6 protein-coding genes and 1 pseudogene are annotated in these 4,660 nt (G+C 73.0%); 5 read left to right on the top strand and 2 right to left on the bottom strand.

The window, feature by feature from the left end:
• The 3 genes and pseudogenes from A6Q79_RS17530 to A6Q79_RS17520 all read left to right on the top strand — a co-directional run.
• Positions 1-249, top strand: a pseudogene (locus A6Q79_RS17530) (hypothetical protein); the annotation flags it as partial.
• Complete coding sequence (locus A6Q79_RS17525) at positions 246-806, top strand: mismatch-specific DNA-glycosylase (RefSeq protein ID WP_067859419.1); 561 nt, start codon at positions 246-248, stop codon at positions 804-806. The pseudogene A6Q79_RS17530 and the gene A6Q79_RS17525, both read left to right, overlap by 4 nt.
• Before the next feature lie 122 nt (positions 807-928).
• Complete coding sequence (locus tag A6Q79_RS17520; protein ID WP_067859422.1) at positions 929-1,372, top strand: Hsp20/alpha crystallin family protein; 444 nt, start codon at positions 929-931, stop codon at positions 1,370-1,372.
• 52 nt (positions 1,373-1,424) lie between these two features.
• Here A6Q79_RS17520 and A6Q79_RS17515 read toward each other — a convergent pair whose 3' ends face one another.
• Positions 1,425-2,243, bottom strand: a complete 819-nt coding sequence (locus tag A6Q79_RS17515; protein ID WP_067859425.1) for an SDR family oxidoreductase — start codon at positions 2,241-2,243, stop codon at positions 1,425-1,427.
• Positions 2,244-2,371: 128 nt separating this feature from the next.
• On the opposite strand from A6Q79_RS17515, the gene A6Q79_RS17510 reads away from it, so the two are divergent.
• Entirely contained in the window at positions 2,372-2,869 is a 498-nt protein-coding gene (locus A6Q79_RS17510; protein WP_236749739.1) for a GNAT family N-acetyltransferase, read from the top strand.
• A gap of 16 nt (positions 2,870-2,885) precedes the next feature.
• Here A6Q79_RS17510 and A6Q79_RS17505 read toward each other — a convergent pair whose 3' ends face one another.
• Positions 2,886-3,578 (bottom strand): tyrosine-protein phosphatase, encoded by a 693-nt coding sequence (locus A6Q79_RS17505; protein ID WP_067859434.1) that lies wholly within the window; start codon positions 3,576-3,578, stop codon positions 2,886-2,888.
• 87 nt (positions 3,579-3,665) lie between these two features.
• On the opposite strand from A6Q79_RS17505, the gene A6Q79_RS17500 reads away from it, so the two are divergent.
• Complete coding sequence (locus A6Q79_RS17500) at positions 3,666-4,505, top strand: SGNH/GDSL hydrolase family protein (RefSeq protein ID WP_317698870.1); 840 nt, start codon at positions 3,666-3,668, stop codon at positions 4,503-4,505.
• Positions 4,506-4,660: the final 155 nt, after the last annotated feature.

Below are 4,660 nucleotides of genomic sequence, written 5' to 3'. Positions count from 1 at the left end.
ACCCAGCACGTGCCGTCGGCCCACCGTGGGGAGGTCATGTCGGCGTTCTACGTGCTCGCCTACAGCGCCATGGCCGTGCCGACGGTGCTCGCCGGCTGGGCCGCCACGATCTGGACCCCGCGGACGATCTTCGCGCCGTTCATGGTCACGGTCGCCGTCGCCTGCACGGCGGCGGCCGTGATGGGGCTGCGCTCGCGCGCCGAGCAGCGCGCCGCCGAGGTCGAGGCCCCGGTGGCCGTCGCGTCGTGAGCGAGTCGCTCGACGACCTGCCCGAGGTGGCCGACCTCGCCGGCCCGGGCATGCGCCTGCTGCTGGTCGGCATCAACCCCAGTCCGCTGACCGCCCGCACCGGGTACCACTTCGCGCACCCGGGCAACCGCTTCTACCCAGCCCTGCGCCGCGCCGGTGTCCTGCCCGAGGCGGCGAGGACGCCCGAGCTGGCGGCGCCCGTCCTCGTCGAGCGGGGCGTCGGGATCACCAACCTCTCGCCCCGACCCACGGCACGGGCCGACGAGCTGGACGACGAGGAGGTGCGCGCCGGTCGTGAGCGCGTCACCGCTGCCGTCCGCGCGCACGGTCCGCGGGTGGTCGCCGTGGCCGGCGTCACGAGCTACCGGGTCGCGTTCGCCGACCGGCGGGCCCGGCTCGGCCGCCAGGCGCACGACCTCGAGGGGGCCGAGCTCTGGGTCGTGCCCAACCCCAGCGGACTCAACGCGCACGCGACGATCGACTCCCTCGCCCGCGACTACCGCGAGGTCGCGGAGGCCGCCGGCGTGCCGCTCGACGACGTCCCGACGTTGCCCTGACCGTCGTTCGCCATCGGCGAACGCACACGGTCCTTGTCAGGGGAATTGAGTCGACTAGACTCAAGTTGAACTGGATGTCCGGTCGCGGTGGCCGGACCGAACGACCCACCAGGAGGACCATCATGAGCAACGTCTCCGTCTTCACCCGCCGTGACCCCTTCGCCGAGTTCGACTCGCTGGTCCGCAGCGCGTTCAGCCCGACCCAGGGCTCGGCAGCCCGCCTCGACTTCACGCCCGCCGTCGAGACCGTCCGTGACGGCGACGACGTCGTCGTGCGGCTCGAGCTTCCCGGCATCGACGTCTCGAACGACGTCTCCGTCGAGGTGACCGGCGGACGCCTGGTCGTCAAGGGCGAGCGTCGCGACCAGCGCACCGAGGAGGACGGCGAGAACAGCCGCCGGATCAGCGAGATCCGCTACGGCTCGTTCGAGCGCACCTTCGGGCTCCCCGGCCACGTCACGGCCGACGCCATTAGCGCCTCCTACGACGCCGGCATCCTGTCGGTCCGCGTGGCCGGTGTGTTCGCCGGCACCGAGCCGACCCGGATCGAGATCACGCAGGGCTGATCCCATCCGCGCACAGCGCCCCCGTCACCCCTGGTGGCGGGGGCGCTGCACGTCAGAGGCCGAGTCGGCGCCCGGCGGCCGCGAACACGCTCTGGTAGCGCGAGCCGAGCAGTCGCACCGAGAGGTCGAGGACGTGGGCGTCGGCGCCCACGAGCACGCGCGCCTTGCCCTTCTCCACGCCCGCGAGGATGACCTGCGCCGCCTTCTCCGGCGACGTGCGGGCCACCTTGTCGAAGGACCGCGCGAGCTCGTCGTGGTCGCGCCCCTCGGCCTGGTCGGCGTTGCGGGCGATGTTCGTGGCGATGCCGCCGGGGTGCACGCACGTGACCTTGACCGGTCGCTGGGCCAGCGCCATCTCCTGGCGCAGCGACTCGGTGAACCCGCGCACCGCGAACTTGGCGGCGTTGTAGGCGCTCTGCGACGGCATCGAGAACATGCCGAAGATGCTGGAGATGTTGACGACGTGACCGTCGCCGGACTCCACGAGGTGCGGCAGGAAGGCCTTCGTGCCGTGGACGACGCCCCAGAAGTCGACGTCCATGATCTTCTCGACGTCCTTGTACGACATCTCCTCGACGGTGCCGGAGTAGGCGATGCCTGCGTTGTTGAAGACCAGGTTCACGCGACCGAGGTCGGCGACGACGTCGCGGGCGTACTCCTCGACGCGCTCACGCTCGGCGACGTCGACGAGGTCGCCGCGCACGCGCGCGCCGGTGGCCTCCACGAGGCGCTGCGTCTCGGCCAGTCCGGCGGCGTCGACGTCGCAGACGGCGACCGTGGCGCCGCGTCGGCCGAGCTCGACCGCGAGCGCACGCCCGATGCCGGAGGCGGCCCCCGTCACGACGGCGACCTTGTGGCTGTAGTGGGTCATGCGCTGCGTCCTCTCGAGTCCAGATACCGTCGGTATCCGAAATGAGCGTAGGGCACGCCGCCCGCACGAGGCAACCCTCGCGACTCGTTCACCGCACGGCCTGGGTCTTTCGGCCCTACGCTCGTCGCGTGACGACGTTGCTGATGCCGCCCGGAGTGCGGGAGGCCCGCCCCGAGGACGTGGCCGACATCGTCGCCATGGTGCGTGAGCTCGCCGACTACGAGAAGGCCGTCGACCAGGCACGGATGACGTCGGTGCAGCTCTACGAGGCGCTGTTCGGTGCCGACCCGCCGGCCCACGCCCTCGTCGCGCAGTCCGGAGAGGGCCGGGTCGTCGGCTTCGCCCTCTGGTACCGGACGTTCTCGACCTGGGACGGCGTGCCCGGCATCCACCTCGAGGACCTCTACGTGCGGCCCACCCGGCGCGGCAGCGGCATCGGACGTGGCCTGCTCACCGCGCTCGCGCGGATCGCGACCGAGCGTGGCTACTCGCGCGTGGAGTGGGACGTGCTGCGCTGGAACTCCCCCGCGATCCGGTTCTACGAGTCGCTGGAGGCCGTGCCGCAGGAGGAGTGGCTGGCGTACCGGCTGACCGGCAAGACGATCGCGCGCCTCGCGGAGTCCTGAGCTCGGGACGCCCGCCTCAGGCGAGGAACGCGGTGCGCAACCGCTCGACGGTGCCGGCGTCGCCACCCACCGCGGCGAACCACGCGTCGACACCGCCGGGGTGCTGCTGCCAGCGGTCGAGGACGTGCTCGATCGCCTCGCGCGGCACGGTGAGGAAGGCCGCAGGCACCGGCGGGTGGTCCGAGCCCGGGGCGCGCAGCCGCGCGTCGATCGCGGCGGTGGCGTGCTCGGTCAGCATGTAGTCGGCGGCGACGTCGTCGCGCGGGACGCCCAGCAGCCGCAGCAGCAGGGCCACGGAGATGCCGGTGCGGTCCTTGCCTGCCGCGCAGTGCACCAGGGACGCTCCGCCCTCGGCCGCCGTGCTCGCGACCTCGTCGACCAGCTGGACGAGCAACGGGCCCGCGGTGTCGAGGACCTTGCCGTAGAGGTGCGTCAGCGTCGGCGTGTCCTCGTGCCAGCCGGGAGCGAGCGACGACAGCAGCGACAAGGTGACGACCCGCGGGCCGAGGGGCGCGAGCGGGTGCGGCCCGCCGTGCTCCATCGAGGAGCGCAGGTCGACGACGAGGGCGGGCGGCCAGGGCGTACCGTCGGGCACGGTGTCGGTGGGCTCGGGGACGCCGCTGCGCAGCAGCAGACCGGTGCGCACGGTGGCGCCGTCGTGGCCGACCACGCCGCCCACGTCGCGGAAGTTCGGGAGGGTGACGCTCACGCGGCTCATCGTAGGTGTGAGCACCCACACCCCCGTCGGGCGGCGCCTGGGGGCGCCCGCCGTCGCGCGGACCTCTAGCATGGCGACGTGAGAGCCCCGAACAAGATCGCGTCCCAGGTCGCGGTCGGAGGGCTCGCCGCCGTCGCCGGCTACTGGGGCGTCGTCTTCGGCGAGATCGTCGTCGCCAAGCGGGCGATCGGCGTCACCGACGCCCGGCCCCCGCGCGCCGACGGCGTGTACGGCGAGGACCTCCCCCGCGATCCCGTCCGCTGCCTGGTGCTGGGCGACTCGGCCGCCGTCGGGTACGGCATGAGCCGTGCCGACGCGACCCCGCCGGCGATGCTCGGCATCGGTCTGGCGCACGTCCTCGACGCGCAGGTCGAGATCCGCTCCGAGGCCGTGGTCGGTGCTGTGACATCGGACCTGCGCGACCAGATCGAGGCGGCCGGCGACTTCGACCCCGACCTCGTCGTGATCATCATCGGCACGAACGACGTGACCCACCGCGTGCCCGCGTACCAGTCGACACGGCTGCTCGGCTCGGCCGTGCGGCGCCTGGTCGACGGCGGCGCGCAGGTGGTCGTGGGCACGTGTCCCGACCTCGGGACGGTGCGCCCGATCCCGCAGCCGCTGCGCTGGATCGCCCGCCGCAAGAGCCGTGCGCTCGCCCGCAAGCAGACGGTCGCCGTGGTGCGGGCCGGTGGTCGCTTCCACCCGTCGGAGACGGGCTACGCCAACATGGTGTCGGTGCTGGTGCCGTCGCTCGCCGCGGCCTGGCGCGAGCGCGACCGCGACTTCGCCGTCGCCCACTTCGGCGGCTCCCCCGGCACGATGTCGCTCACCGACGCCGCGGAGCGCGCCGGCGAGCGTGAGGGCACCGAGGTCACCCGCGACGGCCGCTGGGCCCGCATCCTCCGCCGCCGCTGACCCCCAGCGACCGCCTGGAGTGGTCTCGATACGCCTCCCCTTGCTGGCGCTCGTGGAGGCACTCGACCAGCGGAGGTTCTCGCTGGTCGAGTAGTCCGAGCGAGCTTGCGAGGCTCGGACGTATCGAGACCACCCGGCAAGAGCTCAGCGCGACC

It is taken from the genome of Aeromicrobium sp. REDSEA-S32_B7, from assembly GCF_001626145.1.
GTDB classification, from domain to species: domain Bacteria; phylum Actinomycetota; class Actinomycetes; order Propionibacteriales; family Nocardioidaceae; genus Aeromicrobium; species Aeromicrobium erythreum.
The sequence above is the reverse complement of the archived record's forward strand: the minus strand, read 5'-3'. Positions and strand labels throughout refer to the sequence as shown.